The organism is Streptomyces alkaliphilus (genome assembly GCF_014141535.1).
GTDB lineage: Bacteria > Actinomycetota > Actinomycetes > Streptomycetales > Streptomycetaceae > Streptomyces > Streptomyces alkaliphilus.
This window is the reverse complement of sequence record NZ_VKHT01001629.1, coordinates 1-603: the sequence shown is the minus strand read 5'-3', so window position 1 is coordinate 603 and position 603 is coordinate 1. Positions and strand designations below refer to the sequence as shown.

The window sequence follows — 603 nt, the reverse complement described above, 5'->3', positions numbered from 1 at the left end:
GGCGGGAACAGACGGGGCCGGGACACCGGCGGGTCGGGCTCCGGGGACCGATCGGGGATCGGACCGAGGCCGGGGCGCGCGGCGACCGGGGGCGTCGGGCGAACACCGACACGATGCGGACACCACACCCTACCCGTCACGGCCCTCCGGTTGAAATCCGGGCAGAAGCCGCCACACTCGGGGGTACCGGCACACGCCAGGAGGTGCGTCATGGCCCACGCCCCGCGCAGCGCGTTGTCCCTGCTCAACACCGACGGCCGCGCCCATCCACGGGAGAACGCCCTGGCGTTCGTGACGATCGCCCTGGGGGTCGTCGCCGCCGTCTCCGGTTTCTTCACCGGCCTCCACGCCCTCGCGTCCTGGGCCGGTCTGATCGGCGTCCTGGTGGGCGGCTGGGGACAGATGGTCTCCGCGACCACCGGTGAGCGCTTCCTGCTCGTCATCGGGATGGGCGGGGCCGGTTTCGGCCTGTACATGGGCATCGTCAACGGCGGATTCCTCGGCTGAGCCGGGGCTTGGGCGACGGCGCCCCGGCCCCACCGGGCGGCCCGCTCCCCGGCCGCGCCTGCCGGGGAGCGGTTTCGTGTGCCCGTGGTCGCCACC

Annotated in this window: 1 protein-coding gene; it reads left to right on the top strand. The window is 74.1% G+C overall.

All coding sequences use genetic code 11. From position 1 onward, the window contains the following. Positions 1-210 precede the first annotated feature (210 nt). Positions 211-507 carry a hypothetical protein gene (locus FNQ90_RS26035; RefSeq protein ID WP_182608539.1) on the top strand — a complete coding sequence of 99 codons (297 nt, stop codon included), beginning with the start codon at positions 211-213 and terminating at the stop codon, positions 505-507. Positions 508-603: the final 96 nt, after the last annotated feature.